General features: G+C 40.3%; 16 protein-coding genes, 3 pseudogenes and 1 other annotated feature. Of the genes and pseudogenes, 4 read left to right on the plus strand and 15 right to left on the minus strand.

Annotation, left to right across the window (positions count from 1 at the left end; genetic code table 11):
• Window positions 1-180: 180 nt before the first annotated feature.
• Entirely contained in the window at window positions 181-696 is a 516-nt protein-coding gene (locus JCM16418_RS08830) for a hypothetical protein (RefSeq protein ID WP_036647723.1), read from the plus strand.
• Between the two features lie 102 nt (window positions 697-798).
• On the opposite strand, the gene JCM16418_RS08835 is transcribed toward JCM16418_RS08830, so the two are convergent.
• Both JCM16418_RS08835 and JCM16418_RS08840 read right to left on the minus strand, forming a co-directional pair.
• Complete coding sequence (locus JCM16418_RS08835; protein ID WP_052020149.1) at window positions 799-1,248, minus strand: NUDIX domain-containing protein; 450 nt, start codon at window positions 1,246-1,248, stop codon at window positions 799-801.
• 38 nt (window positions 1,249-1,286) lie between these two features.
• Window positions 1,287-1,607, minus strand: a complete 321-nt coding sequence (locus JCM16418_RS08840; RefSeq protein ID WP_036647725.1) for a HesB/YadR/YfhF family protein — start codon at window positions 1,605-1,607, stop codon at window positions 1,287-1,289.
• Between the two features lie 459 nt (window positions 1,608-2,066).
• On the opposite strand from JCM16418_RS08840, the pseudogene JCM16418_RS08845 reads away from it, so the two are divergent.
• Window positions 2,067-3,835 (plus strand): annotated as a pseudogene (locus JCM16418_RS08845) (ABC transporter ATP-binding protein).
• Complete coding sequence (locus tag JCM16418_RS08850) at window positions 3,825-5,903, plus strand: ABC transporter ATP-binding protein (RefSeq protein ID WP_036647727.1); 2,079 nt, start codon at window positions 3,825-3,827, stop codon at window positions 5,901-5,903. Before JCM16418_RS08845 ends, JCM16418_RS08850 begins: the two are co-directional and overlap by 11 nt.
• Before the next feature lie 177 nt (window positions 5,904-6,080).
• Here the strand turns inward: JCM16418_RS08850 and JCM16418_RS08855 are convergent, their stop codons facing one another.
• The 13 genes and pseudogenes from JCM16418_RS08855 to JCM16418_RS08915 all read right to left on the minus strand — a co-directional run bounded on the left by JCM16418_RS08855 (window position 6,081) and on the right by JCM16418_RS08915 (window position 20,764).
• The gene (locus JCM16418_RS08855) at window positions 6,081-7,874 is read right to left on the minus strand and encodes a sensor histidine kinase (protein WP_036647729.1); all 1,794 of its coding nucleotides are present in this window, start codon (window positions 7,872-7,874) and stop codon (window positions 6,081-6,083) included.
• Window positions 7,875-7,876: 2 nt separating this feature from the next.
• The gene (locus tag JCM16418_RS08860) at window positions 7,877-9,436 is read right to left on the minus strand and encodes a response regulator (RefSeq protein ID WP_036647731.1); all 1,560 of its coding nucleotides are present in this window, start codon (window positions 9,434-9,436) and stop codon (window positions 7,877-7,879) included.
• Between the two features lie 107 nt (window positions 9,437-9,543).
• A pseudogene (locus JCM16418_RS08865) lies at window positions 9,544-11,213 on the minus strand (extracellular solute-binding protein).
• 57 nt (window positions 11,214-11,270) lie between these two features.
• On the minus strand, window positions 11,271-12,167 hold the full coding sequence (locus tag JCM16418_RS08870; protein WP_036647733.1) for a carbohydrate ABC transporter permease: 897 nt from the start codon (window positions 12,165-12,167) through the stop codon (window positions 11,271-11,273).
• A 52-nt stretch (window positions 12,168-12,219) separates the two neighbouring features.
• The gene (locus JCM16418_RS08875; protein ID WP_242403761.1) at window positions 12,220-13,083 is read right to left on the minus strand and encodes an ABC transporter permease; all 864 of its coding nucleotides are present in this window, start codon (window positions 13,081-13,083) and stop codon (window positions 12,220-12,222) included.
• 264 nt (window positions 13,084-13,347) lie between these two features.
• Window positions 13,348-13,821, minus strand: coding sequence for a hypothetical protein (locus tag JCM16418_RS08880; RefSeq protein ID WP_036647739.1), 474 nt, complete (start codon window positions 13,819-13,821; stop codon window positions 13,348-13,350).
• Window positions 13,822-13,896: 75 nt separating this feature from the next.
• A complete protein-coding gene (locus tag JCM16418_RS08885; protein WP_052020150.1) occupies window positions 13,897-14,385 on the minus strand; it encodes a hypothetical protein in 489 nt (162 codons plus the stop codon).
• A 53-nt stretch (window positions 14,386-14,438) separates the two neighbouring features.
• Complete coding sequence (locus JCM16418_RS08890; RefSeq protein ID WP_036647740.1) at window positions 14,439-14,741, minus strand: hypothetical protein; 303 nt, start codon at window positions 14,739-14,741, stop codon at window positions 14,439-14,441.
• Between the two features lie 25 nt (window positions 14,742-14,766).
• A complete protein-coding gene (gene argS, locus JCM16418_RS08895; protein WP_036647742.1) occupies window positions 14,767-16,464 on the minus strand; it encodes an arginine--tRNA ligase in 1,698 nt (565 codons plus the stop codon).
• A 60-nt stretch (window positions 16,465-16,524) separates the two neighbouring features.
• Window positions 16,525-16,775 (minus strand) — a binding site (T-box leader).
• Between the two features lie 56 nt (window positions 16,776-16,831).
• Window positions 16,832-17,245, minus strand: coding sequence for a PqqD family protein (locus tag JCM16418_RS08900; RefSeq protein WP_242403759.1), 414 nt, complete (start codon window positions 17,243-17,245; stop codon window positions 16,832-16,834).
• Window positions 17,246-17,249: 4 nt separating this feature from the next.
• Window positions 17,250-19,165: pseudogene (locus tag JCM16418_RS08905) on the minus strand (OPT family oligopeptide transporter).
• Between the two features lie 196 nt (window positions 19,166-19,361).
• Window positions 19,362-19,700, minus strand: coding sequence for a four-helix bundle copper-binding protein (locus tag JCM16418_RS08910; RefSeq protein ID WP_036647743.1), 339 nt, complete (start codon window positions 19,698-19,700; stop codon window positions 19,362-19,364).
• Between the two features lie 110 nt (window positions 19,701-19,810).
• Entirely contained in the window at window positions 19,811-20,764 is a 954-nt protein-coding gene (locus JCM16418_RS08915; protein WP_036647746.1) for a CobW family GTP-binding protein, read from the minus strand.
• A 192-nt stretch (window positions 20,765-20,956) separates the two neighbouring features.
• On the opposite strand from JCM16418_RS08915, the gene JCM16418_RS08920 reads away from it, so the two are divergent.
• Window positions 20,957-21,472: a MogA/MoaB family molybdenum cofactor biosynthesis protein gene (locus JCM16418_RS08920; protein WP_036647865.1), complete on the plus strand. Its 516-nt coding sequence runs from the start codon at window positions 20,957-20,959 to the stop codon at window positions 21,470-21,472.
• Window positions 21,473-21,533 lie beyond the last annotated feature (61 nt).

The raw sequence follows: 21,533 nt of genomic DNA on the forward strand, positions 1-21,533 counted from the left end.
CTTATGTCAAGAAACCGGATGCTTGGACAATTAAAGTATTCATATTATTGACTTTTCATCCCTTCAATGCTTATATATCTGTAAGTTATAAGAATCTAACAACGCATAGGGACACAACATTTTTATGAAATATAATACAGATACCTATGGTTGTTCATTGGTTTCAGGAGGTTTAATTCTATGTCTAGACCCTTTGTTACAGAAGCGGTGATGTTGGCGATCTATGGTGAAATGACCCTAACGCCTTTACCTGTTGAATATATGATACCCTACACTAGCATTTTGGAGCTCTATGAGCTTCAAGAGAGCATAGAACCTCTAATGGGAGATGCTGAGGAGGACCTTTACGTAAAACAGAAAATCAAGGATTTAGTCTCTTATTTTGATCAACCGCTGAATAAGAAAAAAATTCAAAAAGCCCTTCATATGCCTTGGGCCAAGAGCCCCTTTATTCTAATCGGGGAGCAAGTTCGAATAACGGTTGTTAATGCTCTGGACACTGCTCCATACGGTGAGAAATTCGACCCAATTGAGACTGAGCTATTGCTTGTCTCCAAACGCGAACAAGTGCCAATCTTAACAGATCAAACCGAGCTAATACAAAGAATTATAGAACAAGGTATACCTGTTCAAGTGTTCGATATTGATGATTTCCAATTTGCTTTAGAAGCTGAGACATGCACCCAGCCTCTATAGTAAAGGAAACCGAAGCAGTCAAAAACTCCTTTTCTTCTGGAAAAGGAGTTTTTTGCTTTTCATGCAAAAGAATCATCAAATAATCCCAAAAAACTTCAAATATTATAACTTAGGTAGTATATCACAGATCTCTTTCATTAAAAGCTCTGACAAAGGCGCGAAATCGGGTAACTGATCAGTAACATAGAAGCGCAGTGCCCCGTTAGCATGTGCTTTAGGGGCAAGTTCACTATGTAAACCTTTGGCTTCATACAGTGCAATAACCATGAACTCTTCGTCCCCATTCTCATGCACTCTCTTAAAATTCGGTCCAGAGAACATGTGCATTAGACGAATATCTTTAGCAGTAAGCGCCGTTTCCTCCCATAACTCCCGGCGAGCCGCTTCCTCTAGAGATTCACTTGGATTTAGCTTTCCCATCGGAAGCCCCCAGATGTCACCACCAGGTCGCTGTTGTAACAGTACTTCCCCTGCCTCATTTAATACAAGGATGGCCGTCAGAACGGTTATCCTTGATACCTTCCGTATATACTGGCGGTAATCTCGTTCCAAACGTGCCACTCCTTTCACAATTACGTTCTACTGTTATTTTATTTAACTTCCGCAGAGCTATTCAACTGCTCCGGTTCGTAGACATAATCAATGTCATCATAGGTCTGCAAATAATTCACAACCAAATCATACTCCCTTAAATACCAGACATCCTGTTCCTCCATATAAAAGTTAACGCCCTCCACATTCTCTTGAAGAAAAGGCCGCTCCGCTGGTTCTTCCGATATGCCTAGTGAAAAACCCGGGTGCAGTCCTCCCCCTGAACTATATCGTGGAAAAAAACGTAAAAAGGAGCCTTCTTGTAGTCCCAACTCTTTAATGTACCACCTTGCAGCATCCTTACTAATCCGTATATTCATGAGTTCCACACTCCTTCTTCGTGAGTACTTTCCATTCTGTATAATGTACATCATACCACTTATTTGACATTTACTAAAAATATAAATTGACACAATTGCAATAGCGGTGATAATATTTTCACCATACGAGATCCAAATTTATCTAATACCTAACGAAAGGGTGAGTAACATGTTCAATATGTTGGATAATCAATTTCATTATCATCGCGCACAACAATTGAATATTGGAGCAACCCTGCTGGTGGAACCTTGGAACGGAGATTGCAAGTAACCGTTTTATGTTCTTACACCCATTGAATTTTACCATCCTGCGCGGCGGTTGCTTACTACGAACCGTACGCATAGTATATGAGGAATTTTAGGCATATCATCCGTGATCGGATGATATGCCTTTTTTATGTTCAGTGATGTAACTTCGTTTAGCCGGCGATACATAAGACTTGAGAGGAAGTGAAAGATTTGTTTTCCGTACTAAAAAATCTAGGATGGTTTTTCCGTCAAGAAAAAAAGCGTTACCTCATTGGCTTGATCATGCTGATCCTATGTGGAGTGGGAGAGTTGTTTCCTCCAAGGCTGCTTGGTAATGCCATTGATGAGATCGTCCGTGGCTCCATAACATGGGAATCTCTTACAAAGTATATTGTATTAATTGTAGTGACGTTAATCGTGATTTATATCTTCACCTACATATGGATGCATAAATTGTTTGGAGGAGCAAATTTGGTAGAACGAATTTTACGTTCTCGCTACATGAATCACCTTCTTAGAATGACCCCTCCTTTCTTTGAACGCAACCGTACAGGCGATCTGATGGCAAGGGCAACTAACGATTTGCGGGCAGTAGCTAACACTGCTGGATTCGGCATGCTAGTTATGACGGACTCCACTGCCTATTTGAGCGTCGTTCTGCTGGCTATGGGTTTTCTAATTAGCTGGAAGCTGACTCTCGCCGCTATTCTACCATTGCCATTTATTGCACTCGCGATGAAAATATATGGCAAAGTTATTCATGAACGTTACACGGCGGCTCAAGATGCATTTGGCGATATGAATGATCAGGTTCTTGAATCGGTAGCAGGCGTCCGGGTTATCCGCGCATATGTACAAGAGAGATCCGATGAGAAGCGGTTTCAACAAATCACAGATGATGTGTATCGCAAAAATATGCATGTTGCCAAGCTAGATGCTCTTTTTGAGCCAACCATAAGGCTTTGTGTCGGTCTAAGTTATATCATTGGTCTTGCCTTTGGCGTCTATTTGGTCTTTAAGAATCAAATCACTCTAGGGGATCTCGTATCGTTTAACATGTACCTAGGGATGATGATTTGGCCTATGTTTGCCATTGGTGAGTTGATTAATGTTATGCAGCGAGGAAACGCCTCCCTTGACCGTGTCAATGAAATATTGTCTGTTATACCTGATGTTCAGGATGTACCTCATCCCTCACATGTCAGTCAGCCCGAGACGATTGAAATGCATAATGTTACATTCCGCTATCCCACTTCAACAATAGACAATTTAAAACAGGTTAACCTTAAGCTACATCGAGCCAGACTCTTGGAGTCGTAGGCCGAACAGGCAGCGGTAAATCTACGCTACTCAAGCAACTTTTACACGAATATCCCACTGGAACTGGGGAGATCATGCTTTCGAATGTTCCTATCGAACTCATCGCTAAGGATCAACTGCATAGCTGGATCGGGTACGTTCCACAGGAACAGATCCTGTTCTCGAAATCCGTTCGTGAGAATATCCAATTCGGTAAAAATAACGCCGACGACGAAATCATTATGGATGCTATAGCAACAGCCGCATTTGATAATGATCTGCACACACTGTCTGACGGACTTGATACGCTTGTAGGTGAGAAAGGTGTATCCCTTTCTGGAGGTCAGAAGCAGCGCGTGTCGTTAGCTAGAGCATTCATTTCAGAACCAGAAATTCTAGTACTTGATGATGCCCTATCCGCAGTAGATGCCCGCACAGAGGCAAGGATCATTGAGAATATTCGTGAGCAGCGCGCAGATAAAACAACGCTGATTTCCACACACCGTCTCTCTGCCATCGAGCATGCGGATTGGATCATTGTACTTGAGGATGGAAGCATTACAGAGGAAGGTACCCACACTGAACTGCTTGCCAAAGGCGGATGGTACCGTGAGCAATTTGAACGCCAGCAAGTTGAAAATAATTTGTCCACTGAGGAGGTGTCATCCAATGACTCCTAATCCTAATCCAAAAACAGCTAAACGGCTGTTTCAATATGCCCTTACAGCTAAAGGTATCTTTATTGCTGCGTTTATCGCACTTTCAATCGGCGTAGCTGCTGAGCTCGCTGGACCTTTTATCGCTAAGAACATGATTGATGATCATATGCTTGGTATTGAGAAGCCCTATTTTGAAACGACGCAAGCCAGCAATGCGGTTTCTTACCAAGGTCATTTGTACAAACGAGGAGATCGTTTTGAAGCCAATGAGTCAAAGGGTCAAGAAGTTCGTATTCTGCAAACGGGAAGAAGCTTTATTTTTATCCCAGAAGCTGTGGTGAATCCGAATGGTGACCGTAAGTTTGCAGATGGTCAATTTACGATTAAACATGGTGATAAGCAGGAGACCTATCCTGCTACGAAGTTGTCAGCAAATGAATTGTACTCTTTTTATAAACTAGAGATTCCAGGTATTCTCAAGCTAGTTGGACTATACTGTATATTCCTGATCATCAGTATATTTACAGAGTTCGGCAAAACCTACTGGCTTCAATCATCAGCAAACAAAGTCATTCAAAAGCTACGTACTGATGTGTATTCCCATATTCAGCGCCTGCCTGTATATTTCTTTGATACATTACCCGCAGGTAAGGTAGTTTCACGTATAACGAATGATACCGAAGCGGTAAAAGATTTATTCGTTGCCGTTCTCTCCAACTTTAGTTCAGGATTCATCTATATCATCGGCGTGTATATCGCATTATTCATGCTCGATTTACGACTCGGGCTGGTCTGTCTGTTTGTCGTTCCTTTACTTATTGTCTGGATTATTCTCTACCGCAAATTTGCGACACGCTATAACACGATTATCCGTTCGCGTCTGAGCGAAATTAATGCCATTATTAATGAATCCATTCAAGGTATGTCTATCATTCGTGTCTTCCGTCGTCAGAAGCAAACGAACGAAGAATTTGAATCGTTAAATGAAGATTATTTAAAACATCAGAACAAAATGTTAAATCTGAATGCCTTCACTACACATAACCTTGTCAATGTATTGCGTAGCTTCTCTTTTGCAGTCATTCTCACCTATTTCGGTTTCGGTACACTGATGGGTGGCGCCGCAGTATCCATTGGTGTACTGTACGCATTCGTAGATGTTCTTGGGCGTTTATTCCAACCGATTACAGGCATGGTCAACCAGCTTGCTGCGCTTGATTCATCTATGGTCTCAGCAGGTCGTGTCTTCACGCTAATGGATGAGGAAGGTGAAGCTGTTACGGATGGGGAAATGCCACGTTATAAAGGTAATGTTCAGTTTAAGGACGTATCCTTCGCTTACAATAAAGACTATGTTCTGAAGAACATTAATTTTGAAGCAGAACAGGGGCAAACCGTGGCACTGGTAGGTCATACTGGTTCAGGTAAAAGCTCCATCATCAACCTACTGTTCAGGTTCTACGATCCACAGAAAGGTCAAATTCGTATTGATGGGCAAGATGTAAAAGATCTACCTAAACAATGGATACGCCATCACATGGGTATCGTTTTGCAAGATCCATATTTGTTCACAGGTACCATTGCTTCTAACGTCAGCTTGGGCGATGACAAAATCACTCGTGAACAAGTCGACAAAGCACTGCAAGATGTCGGGGCAGACCGTATCCTTGCCCATCTCCCACAGGGCTTTGATGAGCCTGTAGTTGAGAAAGGAAGTACGCTGTCTGCAGGCCAGCGTCAGCTGATATCCTTCGCTAGGGCGCTCGCTTTCGACCCAGCCATTCTTATTCTCGATGAAGCTACCGCCAATATTGATACCGAAACCGAGAGCATGATTCAATCTGCGTTAGAGGTGCTTAAGAAGGGGCGTACGACGTTTATTATCGCTCACCGGCTGTCTACAATTCGTAATGCTGACCAGATCCTTGTTCTACATCGAGGCGAAATTGTTGAACGCGGCAATCATGATGAGCTTATGCAACATCAAGGCCGATACTATCAAATGTATCAGCTACAGGTCGGAACAACCACCTCTGCTGAATCAGAAACAGTTCCCTCTGTCTCTATGGCATCTCCAACACTAGCATAATCTAATACCAATTCGTTATAGTAAAAGCTAAAAATAAAAATAACCCACTATCGTATACGATAGTGGGTTATTTTTATACACCAATTCATGAAAATCAGTTATTATCAAATTTCTATGGAGAAGTTGACCTTCAATGGACTGCTTCAATACACCATCTATCGTAATCGTTAGTTATCATTATTTCATCTCACGGGACTTCGGTGTCTGGCGACGATGCTTCGGAATACGGATGGTGACCGTCGTACCTATCCCCAAAAGACTGTGGAGGGTAACACCATAATCCTTACCATAATGAAGCTGCAAACGATCGTTTACATTACGAGTACCATACCCTCTGTTCGCTTCCATATGGGGATCCGAGAGAATATTCACCATATCACTGGACATGCCATTTCCGTCGTCCATGACTTGGAATATAATACAATCCTCAGTCATTCTTCCCGTTACACGGATATGAATTCGATCACCACACCAAGCATGCTCGAGGACATTCTCTATAAATGGCTGCAATATAAGTTTAACCGTCATAAAGCTGACGATATCTGAATCAACATCGAATTGTACATTCATACGATCTCCATACTTAACTTGCTGGATATCAATGTAGGCCTGAACTTGTTCCAGTTCCTTATAGATGGAAATAATGGATTGACCTTCATTCAAAGAAAGTCTATAAAACTTCGCTAAATTCATGACCATCTGATGTTGTTTATCAACCTCACCAAACTTCGCTAATCGGCTAATGGAGGACAACGTATTATAGAGAAAATGCGGATTGATCTGCGCCTGCAGTATTTCCAATTCTGCTTCTTTCTTCTTTAATTTAGTGACGTACACTTCCTCAATTAAATGCTCGGTCTGTTCCCCTAGCTTATTGAGAGAGGTAGCAATCATTGAAAACTCATCCTTACCACGATAGTGGACTCGTTTATGAAAATCTCCTTGTTGAAATAATCTCAGTACAGATACTACTTTAGATACCCGTGTCGAAAAGAATCGTGATACCCCAAATGCCACAATTGAAATAACGATAAAACTCATAAAACAAATCACCAGTGTAAGAATATTAATTTTACGAGTCTCACGCTCAATAATTGTATTCGGGACTAATGCCGAGAGCTTCCACTCTTCCGTTTGTAACTGTTTACTAATAACGGCGTGGTCTTTCACATTGATTTTGTCCCAATTTGAACCGTACATTGGTGAATTTTTACCTGAAGCATACAGAACCCGATTATCTGCGCCTGTGATTAAGAGGACACTTCCCGTGCCCATCTTATTGTAATCTACACTTTGAAAAATATCAGATAGATAAACACTGACGCGCATAAAACCTACCGTTTTCAAATTCGTGGGTTTCTTGGTATCTACCAGTCTACGAAGAAGTGATATTCTACCATATTCAGCATCATCTTCAATCTGTCTCCATTGCATGGTTTTACTATAATCTTCTTCAGGAAAGTTCCTATACCATTGCTTATTCTCAATACTACGTACATATCTAACATCAAAGAACCTACCTTTGATCTTCAAAGGATCTACATTATTGAACACATTGTATATTTCAGGAAATTTCTCATCTACCAAAAACACCGTGAGCCAAGTCTCTCGATTAGTTGAATCTAGAACCTGCCTAAATTTAGGTAGGAGATAATCTTTAGTTATCTGGTAGTTAACCCAGCCTTCCTCGTAACTTTGCAGCTGAATAGGTAGTTTTTCATCGAAATATAGCAGATCAGTAATACGCTGAGTATCTTCAAGCTTGTACATGATATTATCTTGAATTTGCTGCAAGGTTCCGGCTAAATTATTATTCATTTGCTTACGATATGAATCCACTAAAATTGTGTTAGCAATATAACCAAAAATAAATATAGGTATAATAATCAGAATCAAATAAGAAATAAATAATTTCATACCAAAAGGTAAAAATTTAGATTTTACAGAATCATTCTTTCTTCTTCTAATCATACTTAAATTTTTCTCCTGAACTCGCCGGGCGTCATCCCAAACACTTCTTTGAACTGACGACTAAAATAAGGCATATACCTATATCCCACTCGATCAGCTACTTCATAAATTTTAATCCGAGGATCTTTAAGCAGTTCACCCGCTTTTTCCATGCGTAAAGCAATAACATATTCACTAAAATTAGTTCCTGTGACCTCTTTGAAAAGAGAACCCAAATAGTTAGGAGAGAATGACAAGTAATCTGCTACTTCCTTCAGTGTCACATTATCATGCAACTGATCTTTCACATAACGTATCATTTCATCTACAAGCTTCGCACTCTTCTTCTGCTTCTTGCTTTGGATAATTTCTGCCGCAGCAAATAAGCGATATCGTAACCATGAACGAATATCATTGATTGTTTCATATTGTAGCACAATATCTGGCTTATTCGTGTCCATTTGTATAGCGGCTACTAAATTTTCATTAATTGATTTTAAATAACTATCTAGACGCATTAGTACATGCATTACAAAAAATTGTATTTTAAACTTGGAACGTAGGTTCGCTGCCGATATAAACAACCGATCTATCTCATCGCTTATTGTTACCAACTGATAATTGAGAATAGCGTTAAAAAGAGGTTCCAGAGGAATGTCCGTATTGATAATGTCTTCAGCATCCGAATACTCTAATGCATTTTGTTCTATCACTTTGCCCTTACCAAGAATTAATTTATATTCTAACGCAGTAAGTGCCTTCCCATAGGAATGTCGCAACTCATATAAATCATTGGCTTCATGTCCTAACCCAATCGTTACAGTAAAAGGATGCATTGTATGTATTTCTGAGATGAGCGATTTTAAATCATCGACTTGGATTCTACTTTCCGCTAATAAAAAAATGCGTTGTTTAGACGTTCGACACATATGACGAATTTCTATTTGCTTAAACACGGTCACCACAGATTCATAGAAATGATTAAACCATTCCTGTTTCACATGCTCATCCAATTTTTCAAGCTTCCAGCTTAAATCATCAATCTCTAGCACAGCTGCTTTTGCTGGCCAAGCAATTTGGTTCAAACCATAGTTATGAAGTAGAATATCTATCGTATCATCATTGATAACACCTTCTAAAAGCTGAAGCATATATTCGTTTTTGGCAATTTGTCGATAGGCTTCCTCTGTATTATAGCGGATTTTCTCATCATCAAGTTCACCCTTTATCTTAATGAGTACACCGATTAATTCGTTATCATCCATAGGTTTAAGTACATAGCTGTAGGCATTCAAAGAAATTGCCTGTTTCACATAATTGAAATCCTGATACCCACTTACAAAAACAATCTTAATGTGATTTGAGAGTTCTAATGATTTCTTCGCAAGTTCAAGCCCAGACATACCTGGCATATGCACGTCTGTAACTAAAATATCAATATGTTGGCTTTCTATAAAACCTATCGCGTCAAATCCATTATTGACTGCTCCTACTACTTCAAGCCCCAGTTCAGTCCAAGGTATAAACGTACGCATACCTTCCAGATCAAGGATTTCATCGTCTACAATCAGAACTTTATACATGAAATCATCTCCAGATCAAGTAAATTAAAGAGTCAAGAAAAACGCATACGCCGTCCCAAGGGACGGCGAGCGTTTATTAAGTGTATTACTAGAGTAACATATTATTATTATTTACTTCCGATTTTCACTAAGTTTTCTTGCCATTTTTTCGTTTTATACTCTAGAAGCTTGTCGTAACCTACAGCTTTAGCATCCTGATCAGCCTTATCAAGAATACTTAATACTTCTTCATCACTCTTCGCATATACTGCTTTAGCTCTTGCTTCAAGATAGATTGTTTCTACATTTTGAGCAATAATTCCCTCTTCTGATTCTGGTGCTGGTCTTAAATTAACAAACTCTGTAGCATTGTATACGGTTTTCCATGTGATAGAAGATTGGTAACGTGTTTCCCAGTTTTGTTTCTCAGCAGGAAGTTGTGATTCAAACTTCATCTTAGCTTTGTCAATGTAAGCCGTATTTCCGTCAAATTGCAGGTTAACCATTGGATCCATCATTTTAGAAGTTCTTTCATGATCGTCTGAGTAGGTACTTGTAAATTTAGGGTATCCTTCCTCGTCTAAGCCTTTCCAGAGAACGCCCTCAGGTCCCCACATGATTGCACGGCTTCCTTCAGGTCCAGTTAACCAATCCATGAAAGCAAAGATTTTCTCAGGATCTTTAGCGGACTTTGTAATTACAGAGACATTCCAACCTAACTGATTGTAAACACCTGCGTAAATTTTGTTCTTATCCAAACCTTCTTTGTGAATTGGCCAAATCATTTCATAACCAGCCGTTGGATCTTTCTTCTTCAGCTCTGCATCGCCCTTACTTCCGTATTCAGTTGGACTTGAACCTGCTGCAACAGCAAAGCGCCCATTATTAGCTTTTTCTTTAAGTTGATCTGTTGTTTGCGTGAATGCATCTTGTGCCATCAGCTTCTCACGGAATAATTTAGAAGCGAATTGTGTGGATTCACGGAACACTGGATCTAAGAAAATAGATGTTAATTTATCACCATTAGGTACTGCTCTTTCACTCAAATAAGACTGTGGATGGTTCTCTCCAAAAGCTCCATAAAGCACGTCAAGTCCTTGACCATCTTTTGCTAAATCTGGATCAAATGGAATGATATTTGGATATTTAGCTTTTACACTCTTTAAGTAATTGTAGAAATCGTCAGTAGTTTCAAGCTTAGGTTTACCCAATTCTTCATAAATCTTCTTATTTAATAGATAACCTGCGTTACCTGCTGGTTGTGATGTATACCAGTTCGGAATTTGATATAGCTTACCATCGCTAGAGCGAAGCATGTTTAGCGTGGAGTCTCCTGCCCATTTCTTAAGGTTAGGATATTTATCTAAATAATCATCAAGTGGTACCAACATTCCAGCAGCTCTGAGACGTTCTACATCAGCGCCACGGTCGCCCCAAATCACATCAGGTAATTCTTTAGAAGCAATCATGGTATTCATTTTTTGCTTTTGACTACCACCTGAATTGATAGCATTAATGGTAACTTTCTTTGAATCTTGAATGGCTTTACTTCCTTCGTCCCACCTTTAGGCATGGTATACCAATCATAGTTACCATATAAAGTAAATTCAAGCGGTTCACTACCAAGTACAAATGCTTCGCCTTCAGTACCTTTTGCAGGATCTTTGCCATTTTCCTTATCTACCACTTTTGGTGCATCTGTTGTCTTTGTATCGCCACTTCCACAACCCGTTAGCGCTGTTGACGTCGCACACAGGAAAACCAGTGATACGATCAACGATCTTCTCCAATTTTTCATTCTAAATAACCCCTTTTCCCCAATTTCAATTTATGTTTAAAGCTAATGCTCTAAAACCTATTCTTTAATCGAACCTACTAAAACACCCTTAACAAAGTACTTTTGTACGAATGGATATACCATAATGATCGGCAGCGTTGCTACCATCATCGTAGCCATAGACAAAGATTTTGTAGTAAAGCTCTTGGAACTATTCAACCTTGCCTGTGCTGCCGAATCTAATTGGCTTAATTGTTGGGAGCTAATGTTGGTTGACAAAATTTGTTGCAACATAGACTGGATCGGTAACAACTTTTCGTTTGTGATGTAGATTGTTGGCAGGAACCACTCATTCCAATGGGCAATAGCAGTAAATAAACTTAATGTAGCTATTACTGGACCAGATAGCGGTAGAATGATACGGAAAAATGTTGACCAATTCCCACATCCATCAATTTTCGCCGCTTCTTCCAAGCCACCTGGAAGACCCATAAAAAAAGTTCGAAATATAATCATATTCCATACACTCACCAGACTCGGTATGATGAAAACCCAGAAGGAATCCATTAATCCTAATCCACGAATGACGAGGAATGTTGGAATTAAACCGCCTCCAAAATACAATGTTACTACACACATAACCATATAGAAGTTGCGACCAATTAATTCTCGCTTAGTCATACCGTAAGCAAAAATAGATGTACATAAAATGGATAATATCGTACCAATAATGGTTCTTAGTACACTAATCATAAACGCATTAATGATGCGACTGTCTTGAAAAACAATTGAATAATTCTCTAGTGACCATGTACGTGGCCAGAATGTAATTCCGCCTAAGGCAGTATCCATTCCGTCATTAAAAGAAATGACTAGTGCATTCCAAAATGGATAGAATGTAGTAAATCCTAGTAATAGAAGGAATATATATATAGCGGTGCTAAAGACCTTGTCTCCTAAACTTTCTCTTTTCACAATATCTTGACCTCCTCTAACCTCTGCTGATTAATATGCATGTTCAAAGCTCTTACCACAGACTGTTACCAGACCTTCTAGCAAACATGTTAGCGAAGGTTAGGAGCCCTACACTAATCACGGCTTTAAATAGTCCAACTGCTGCAGCATAAGAGAATCGCTGATTGTTAATACCGACCCGATATACATATGTATCAATAACGCTTGAAACTTGTGTTAATACCGGATTTGTACCCAATAGCAATATGTCTTCAAAACCAGCACTCAGCAAATTACCAATAGCCAGAATCATAAAGATTGAAATGACTGGTAATATTGAGGGTATAGTGATCAAGAATATCTTCTTAATTCTACCTGCTCCATCCATTTCTGCTGCCTCATATAAACTTGGATCGACACCAGCGATCGCTGCTAAATAGACTATAGATCCAAAACCAATCTCTTTCCATACGGTAGACGTAACAATGATGCTCCAGAAATATTCAGCCTTACCTAAGAAACCGATAGGTTCTGTGATTAAATGTAGTTTCTGCAGCAATATATTCAAGCTTCCGTTATCTGTGGACAGGATTGACATCGCAAAACCTGCTACAATAACCCATGATAGAAAGTGTGGAAGATAGCTGACTGTCTGAATAATTCTTTTAAAGAAGAGGTTCTTAACTTCATTCAGCATAAGCGCGAGAATAATTGGAGCCGGAAACCCAATACAGAATTTCAATAAACTGATAATAATGGTGTTGTTGATAACCGTCCAAAATTCAGGTGAATGAAAAAACATTGAAAAATGCTTAAATCCTACCCAAGGACTGTCCAGAAAACCTGTAAAAATGTTGTAGTCCTGAAAAGCGATTAATAACCCATACATTGGCACATACGAAAACACAAATATTAATAGTAGTGCCGGAATGACCATAAGCTGAATATCCCACTGTTTAATTAACCGCTGGAAGACTCCTCGCTTTTTCTTTACATGTTTGATTGTTTTATTAGTTGCGAGCTGTGTCATTTTCTTCCCTCCCTTGCTTTATTGTAAACGGTTGCAATAGGAGATTACTATTTGCCTCAACAACTAAAAATGATACTTTTACACTGTTTATGATCTTTGATTATCATCATAAATACTCCTCCTATCTTCCTGCATGTAGAAGATAGGAGGAGTTCATTAATTTTATACTACTTATTTGCGATTTGTGTCAGGAAGTTTTAGTAGAGGAGGTAAGACCGTTTCTTTAGCATTAACTTCGATGCTGCTATCCATATAGAAAAATGTTTTAGCTGTGGATATCACTTGTGGGTACATCATCTTAGGATCAGGACTCACCAGATGATAATATGCAATGGCCTTCTTAGTCGATGTAAACTCAATGCGGTCCATAACAATTCCATAACCTGGATTCGGCATATTTTCACGTATCAGTTTCACTTTATTAATCTGATCCGTTACTTTTTCCATCTGGATAATAATTTCTTCTTGCGGCTTCGCTTGTAATTTCGTGGCATTGATCTTTATTTGAGCACCTTCTATTTTCATCGTTTTTTTATTCTTATCGGGCTCCTCGTTGTGAGTGTCCGATAATGCGAATACATACGATCCAGCCAGGAGTGAACCAATCATCATCAATATCACAGCTAGTTTTCCTTTAAAATTCATGAGCTATCACCTCCACCCATCCTGACGGGTAACATGATATAAATGTTTCAAATATATCCATTCTAATCTATAGTATTATGCTTCATTATGCAGATTAACATCCTTCGAATGTCGTTCATCTAATTCTAGTTTTTCATACAATTCATGAGCATGTCTTTGAAGCTTTTGTTCAAGAGCCTGAGCCTGATCACGAAACGTTGAAAGTTCATGAATCATCGCCGCCCTACCTTCGGGACTAAATGTTTCTTGAATTCGTTCTTTAAAATAATCATGTACAATATAGTTGCGCTGCTTCCATACTTCCTTAAGCTGGAGGGTTTCTTCTTCTGTAAAAGGGAAATAATGCTTGATTTCTTGTACTAGTTGTCCTAATGAATTGCTTAGTTTACGCTGATAATGTTCAGTAACATCTTCGCCTAGGGGTACCTTACCCTGAGAAAGCTTAATGAGCAAAAGTAAATTAGCAAGCTGCTGCTCCAAGGCTTGTGAATAATATACAGCAAGGCCAAAGTAGGCAAATAGTTCTCTTGATTGTTCACTTCCTGGTGTATTCGTCTGCATCATGGGTTTACTCCTGTCATGTGAACTTTTACTTTCCCTATATAATATAAATACCTTTAGTTCCGAGCATCCTTTTGTCTGACAAAATATAGATAGATGCACCCAAGAACCATCGCGTAAATCAACGTACAAAGAATTGAGAACCAGACATCACTTCTTGGAAGATGATCGGCATTCAGCATCATATTCATTGTATGGAATGCCGGTGATACGATCCATTGCACCCCTACTAGTTGATCCGGTAGCTTGTCTAACAAAGTCTTGAAAGCAATCGATATGATAATAACAATACATAGTAGCGCAGTCGCTCTTTGCTTCTTCCCTTCATTATGGAATATAGCAATAAGAAGCTTAAGCAATCTCCTGAACCTGAAGTTAAAATGTTTACATGCGCTCTGGAGTCTGTAGGCCAAGAATATGCAGTATTGTAGACAAGATCTCTCCCGTCAACTGGGTAAGGGCAAGTCTAGCTTCTCTAAGCTTCATATTTTCCGTTAAAATTCTCTCTTTATTATAGTATTTATTAAATGCTTGTGCCACTTCCACCACATATCTAGCAAGTACAGATGGCTCATTTTTTTGGACTCCACGAACTAATTGTTCAGCATAACGGGTTAATATCTTGAGTAATTCCCATCCACTGTCCCCCAATAGTTCAGATTCCTCTTGCTCACATTGCTTGATATCCTCTTGGTAACCCGAAGCTGCATGCTTGCTAAGAATGCTTTGGGTACGAGCGTAGGTATATTGCACATAAGGTCCTGTCTCTCCATCGAAATTCAAAGCTTCTTCAAGTGAAAAGTCTACTTCGTTTGTTCGATTGTTTTTAAGATCACCGAATATAATCGCTCCGAGTCCAATTGCTTCAGCTACCTCTTGTTTATTTTCAAGTTCCGTATTTTTATCCTCGATTGTTTGTAATGCACGTGCTGCCGCTTCATCTAGTACATCCTCAAGAACGACAATCTTACCACGCCGGGTAGACATTTTCTTCCCTTCAAACTTCATGAGTCCGAAACCCACATGAGTACACTTCTCCACCCATGCAGCTTCCATTTTTTTTAATACGGCAAAGACTTGTTCAAAATGGAGCGTTTGTTCTTTGCCAACAACATATAATATGCGATCTGCCTTCATGACATCATGACGGTAGAACGCTGTCGCCAAGTCACGTGTTGGATAAATAGTTGTTCCATCCTTTTTCAGGATGAGACAAGGTGGCATCCCTTGTTCGTCTAATCGTACGACAAGTGCACCATCGCTTTCTTCAAGTAAACCTTTATTTTGTAAGGATTCAACTACGGCTCCCATCTTATCATTATAGAAGCTCTCACCTAGTGTGTAGTCAAATTGAATGTTAAGTCGCTCGTACATGCGGTTAAATTCCTCCATACTCACTTGGACAAAATAAGTCCATAGGCGCACAGCTTCTTCATCACCAGCTTCAAGCTTACGAAACCAATCACGCGCTTCCGGATCAAGCGAAGCGTCCTGCTCAGCTTCTTCGTGGAAACGAACATACAGTTTGAGAGATTCCGCAATCGGATCATCTTGAAGCGCCTTTTCATCCCCCCAACGTTTAAACGCTGTAATTTGTTTACCGAATTGTGTACCCCAATCCCCGATATGATTGACGCTTATCACTTCATATCCAGTCAATTGATACATTTTATACAGAGCCGCTCCAATAATGGTCGAGCGTAAATGTCCAATCCCAAATGGCTTAGCTATGTTCGGTGAGGACATATCAATAACAACTCGGTCGCCTTGACCCAAATTGGGCACAGACCACCCCTTCGTCGAAAGTTCCTCGAGTATTTGCTCAGAAAAATAATACCGATTGAAACGCAAATTCACATAAGGTCCCGCAGCTTCAGCTTGTATTTCACTGCTCGTAACCTGCTTCGCCAGCTCCTGCGCGATTTGAACAGGTGATTTCTTTAACATTTTAGACAATTGAAAGCATGGAAAAGCAATATCGCCCATATTTGCGTTTGGAGGTATTTCTAGCAAATCCTCGATCTGCTGCTCGTTTAGTGGAACATGTGACTGAAGTGCTTGGATTGAAGCTTGGATTAACATCTGGACTCATCCCCTCTTTATGTATAACGAATAAAAAAGACAAAAAAGCCCTCGTCTCTAAATAGAGACGAGAGCTATATTCCCGCGGTACCACTCTAAGTAAATGCTAGGTATATACCATTGCATTTCACTTCATTACCCATAACGAAGGTTAGCCGGGTCTATCTACTGAACCATTCATAAAACGAATGCTGTTGGAAAGACCATCTCCCGGGTGCGCTTCATGTAGTTAGTGTATGCCGGCTTTCACCTAATCCGACTCTCTATTCAATACACGTAAACCTCATTACTCTCCCGATCAAAGACGATTGATTTTCCAACATTATATAGGTGTAAGTATGAGAAAGCAACCTATTTGGCTGAAAATTTATATTCCATTCGAAGCCTGAGTTGGTTGATACTTACCAGAATTATCATGAGGTGACCATGTCAACCAATCGTTTATCTCAAGTATTTCTATGAATTTCGTAATCCGAGGAAGAAGCGGTTCGGCCTCTTCTCCATATTTATTATATATACGATCGGCAATATCACGTACAGTTAGTTGACCATTGCAAGAATCTATAAATTCACTTCCTAGGGGATCCAAATGTACTTGGACAACGGCAGGCTGGCGTAGAAATTTTACGGATTGTTTTTCAAGCCAGCTGCGTCTAGGCAGCAGTAATGTAACCCGCTCCTCATCCTTTTTCAATCCGATATGCTCTTTAAGTACAGGCTTCATCTCCAGAAGGTTGTACAATTCTTCTTTCTGCTTAGGCTTACGATTGTTTCCAAACATAAGTCTACACCTCCCTTCTCGAGGATGCTGCTGGCACTGTCTTCTGTTTCAAAGTAATCCATGTAAGCATGATCACAACTAACAAGAAGATAACTAGCGGTAACCAATTGTTTGTAATGAATACATTTCCTGGAATGGGTACATTCAGCCAGATCAGTATGGCAATGATGACTCCGATAAGCGATTCGCCAGCAATTAATCCGGAAGCTACGAGAGTACCTGTCTCAACCCTTGCTTTTAGCAAATCAGGATTTTTGCGTGAACGCCATTCTACAAACCAGCGTACTATACCACCGATCATAATAGGTGTACTAACGTGAATAGGTAAGTAAATACCTACCGCAACCGTTAAAGAATTAAGTCCCAGAAATTCAAAGACAACGGCCGATGCCGCTCCAATAAATATTAAATCCCAAGGCAGATTATTCGACATAATTCCTTCAACAATTAATTTCATAAGTACAGCTTTAGGTGCGGGTAACTCTTGTGAGCCCAGTCCGTAACTCTCGTTAAGTACAGATAATATGAACCCAATGACTAGTCCTGAGACCAGTACCCCAATCATCATCGCAACTTGCTGCTTCCAAGGCGTGCCTCCCACGAGATATCCTGTTTTGAGATCCTGTGAAATATCACCTGCTACGGCTAACGCTACACACACTATAGCTCCGACTGTAAGCGAGGCAATCATTCCAGTCATCCCTGTCAATCCCGTTAAACGAAAAATGACCGTAACGATTAATAACGTGGCAATTGTCATTCCAGAAACAGGAGAAGACGAACTCCCCACAAGACCAACAATTCTGGATGCAACGGTTACAAACAGAAATCCGAAGACCGTTATAGCGATAGCTCCAATGATGCCTACATCTGTTAAAGGCGCAAAAGCAATGATGATAATGATCAATGCAATCATTACAGTTACCCAAAATGCAGGAATATCACGTTGCGTTCTATCCAGTTCCAGCTTTTGACTCTGATTTTTCCGCATACTTGCGAGTGTTGCTGCTAATGAACTGAAAAGCATCGGTATCGTTTTGACTAGCGTAATTAAACCACCCGCTGCTACGGCTCCGGCACCTATATAGCGGATATATCCTTCCCAAATCCCCCAAGCATCAAGCTTAGATATAGCATGTCCGCCGGAATAAGTGCAGTCGGATTTCCACTACCGAAGAATCCGATCATAGGGATCAGCACGATCCAGGTCAGTATGCCACCCGCCAGCATTTGACCAGAGATTCGAGGACCAATAATGTATCCTACCCCGAGTAATGCAGGATATGCATCCAATCCAATAACAGCATTTTTGAATCGGTATATCCCTGTCTCTATTTCTGTTTTGAACCATTTAAAGCCATCCCCCATAGCCTTAACTAAGCCACCAGCTAAAAATCCGTAGACGACCATTTTGGCGTTCTTACCGCCCGTTTCACCAGATTTAAGCACTTCTGCACAAGCCGTGCCTTCTGGGTAAGGTAATGTTTCATGTTCATTTACAATAAGCAGGCGTCGCAGGGGAACCATCATGGCTACACCTAGAAAACCACCCACTAGTACAATAAATGTGACTGTCCCCATACCAGGAACTTGTTTCCACATATACAGTGCTGGTAAGGTGAATATCGCTCCTGCAGCGACGGCTTCTCCAGCAGTTGTCATCGTCTGAACAATATTATTTTCGAGAATCGATTTACGTTTGAAAACCCCGCGCAGAACTCCTAATGAGATAACCGCAGCGGGAATGGACGCACTAACGGTTAAACCTATTTTTAGTCCCAAGTAGGCATTAGCTGCTGCGAATACAACGGCAAGAATAATTCCCAAAATAACGGATAGAAGAGTAAGCTCAGGTAATGATCTAGAAGCAGGTATGTAAGGTACAAATGTAGATGATTTCTTAGATTCTGTAGAATTCATAATGTTTCCCCTTTCTATACTATAAAGTCTCTAGCTAATGGTATCTCCCAAACACAGATAAATACCCTAATATTCGACAACTCAAACCCACAATTTAACAAACTATTTTATGTAAGTTCATAACCTTACAACACAAAAAAACCGCTAACTATATAGCGGTTTTGTATATTTCTTATGTAGTCAGTGCTGCTCTATATTAAGCAACCACTAACATTTGGCGGCAAGTGTCTGCACATTTGCGGCATGCTTCGGCACAAGCTTTACAGTGATCATGTTCATGCTTACCACATTCAGCGGCACAAGCATCACAAGCCAGAATACATAGCTCACAAATTTCCTTCAGGAAAGGGCTATTCCGCTGCATGGATTGAGCTGCCAAATCACAAATATCCGCACACTCACGATTTAAACGAATACATTCACGTAACATTGCTAAATCATATTCTTTTAAGCTGGAAACATAACAAATATTGCAAGCATTCATGCAGTCTAAACTGGCTTCTATACATTCCTGATATTGCTGATCTTGGTTCATTGTATTAACCTCCACATTAATGGGTTTCGAATAACTCTCTGTTCTTCTATTAACCATAAAGGAAGACCTAGAAACGAGGAATAAAAAGGTATCTATCTAAACCTTTAGACCTATGTTTTACTATTCTCGAGTGCTCTTAAAGCATCTGCAAGGGATGAACGGGAAAAATGTTCCCCAATAAATACAGCAACATCTGGCACATCACCCTGTGGATTAATCTTCAAAAAGTCCGGTTCACGGAAAGCATATTGGAATAAGAATCGACTATTGGTATCGCTAAAAGTCAGAATCCCCTTGGCACGGTAAACTTCTCGCGGAAGGTTGGCTATGAGTTCTTCGAATGCCTCACTATCTACGGCCTCGTTAAAATAATGCGTGTACACCATCACATGATCATGTGAAGCATGAAGATGCTCTGATTGTGATAACGAAGAGCCTGCCACTGGTAGCTCAGCGCGCATGTTACCTAACATAGATAAGATGTCCACATCACATTTCACTGACGGGATCACCGGCGCATAGCTATTCCAGCTCGCTACAATCGTATTCAAGGTATCTACTTCCTCTGCACGGACCCTGTCGATCTTGTTCAGAAGCAGAACGGATGCACAACGAATTTGCTCCTGCATTAGTCGATAGGTTTTCCCTCCCTGCTCACGGTATAGCTGCAGAAGATGTTCTGAATCGACAACAGTAATCAGCCCTTTTAAATCGATCTTGAGATAAAGCGCGGCTTCCGTTACCCCGTCTAGGATCTCCAGCGGATTTGCAACGCCGGTTGCTTCAACGACAATCACGTCTGGTGAATCCTTATGAATGAGATTCGCAATTTCAGAGCTAAGGTCTCCACGGCTTGTACAGCAAATGCAGCCACTAAGCATCTCCGTCATTGGTACCTGCTCCTTCACTAGCAGAACATCCAAGTTCACATCACCAATCTCGTTCATGATCACAGCAGGCAATAGGTCTTGTTCTTGCCAGAAATCAATAAGCTTTTGCAGCAGCGTTGTCTTTCCACTTCCCAAAAATCCCGACAAAATATAAATGGGTGTTATTTGCTTCATGTTAGTGCCTCCAGTTGCTTTCAATTACATATTGTATTGGTTAGCAAAGTTTACTACAGCAGCGTGAACGCTGCAACAATGTCTGTATTCATTTATTTGCTTTTAAAATGGTTGCAGTTTGAATGCTATGCACGAATGTACTATGCTAGAATAATTAACATTGCTTATGGTTATAGGAGGATGATATGTATGATGAAATCAGTAGACGAACACCGCAGTCAAGGACCATCTACTGTAAATTGCATGATTATTACCGTGTCCGATACACGTACCCAAGAAACGGACGCAGGAGGCTCCCTAATTCAAACCATACTTGAAGCAGGAGGCTTTAACGTCGTTAAATATGTAATTGTTCAGGACGATTATGAAGGAATACGTGAGCTTATTCATGAGGCTTCTGGAACTACCGAAGTGGAAGCTATTATTCTCACAGGAGGAACAGGTATTTCACCTAGAGACACTACGTATGAGGCAGTTTCATCTCTATTAGATAAAACGCTACCCGGGTTCGGAGAAATATTTCGATATTTAAGCTATACCGAAGATATCGGTGCAGCGGCGATATTAAGCAGAGCTATCGCCGGAACTGTTAATAGCACGGCTGTTTTTTCCATCCCTGGCTCAACCGGAGCAGTTAGATTAGCAATGGAAAAGATTATTGTCCCTGAATTGCGTCATGTCATGCGTGAAATCTATAAATCGGAATGATGTTTATACGACCACGGAGTAGTGTTATTTTTGACTAATAAAAAAGATGCCCTTACAGGGG

Origin of the sequence: Paenibacillus pini JCM 16418 (genome assembly GCF_000576305.1) — a bacterium.
Lineage (GTDB): Bacteria > Bacillota > Bacilli > Paenibacillales > Paenibacillaceae > Paenibacillus_AQ > Paenibacillus_AQ pini.